Annotated in this window: 1 protein-coding gene; it reads left to right on the forward strand. The window is 51.7% G+C overall.

The genetic code is table 11. The features are described from left to right. Positions 1–125: 125 nt before the first annotated feature. The coding region (locus NW852_RS11115; protein WP_414426746.1) for a Uma2 family endonuclease at positions 126–646 on the forward strand (521 nt) is incomplete at its 3' end.

The raw sequence follows: 646 nt of genomic DNA on the forward strand, positions 1-646 counted from the left end.
AGATGATTTCTTGCCGGGCTTGAAGGTTGTTCCCCAGGATGTGTTTGCCCAGGCTGGGATCCCTTAGCCGGCTCAGCCAAGTTTGAGCTGGAGTCAAGAAGAGAGTTAGCGATGAGGAACTCGTGATGCTATCAACTACAGAGGTATCAGCTTCCCATCAAAAACTCACTCCTGAACAGTTTCTTGCCCTGCCAGAGGAAGATGTGACCTATGAGCTGGTTGATGGGCAAGCTGTTCCCAAAGATGTGCCGATGTCCCCTCAGAGATTTCATGCCTCTCTGCAGAAGCGATTGCTTTTCATTCTGGATGCGTGGTGTCAGGGCAAGGGAGATGTATATACAGAGCTGGCAATTGTTTTGCAAAAGCAGGGTCAGAAGTGGCTTCCCGTTCCTGATTTGCTCTATGTTTCGTTTGAACGCTGGCCGGAGCAGCTTGAGGAAGATGGCCCTTGTCCAACAGCTCCCGAACTGGTAGTGGAGATTCTTTCTCCCGGTCAGAGTTTTGGGGCTGTAGTTCAAAAAGTAGCGGACTATCTGGAAGCCGGGATCCCTCGCGTTTGGATTGTGGATCCGCAGGCCAAGAGCATCACCGTCTTCTACCCCGATGCCCCGCCAAAGACCTTTACAGGATCGCAAGCCATCCAAGA

Origin of the sequence: Synechococcus sp. H60.1, assembly GCF_047462335.1 — a bacterium.
Lineage (GTDB): Bacteria > Cyanobacteriota > Cyanobacteriia > Thermostichales > Thermostichaceae > Thermostichus.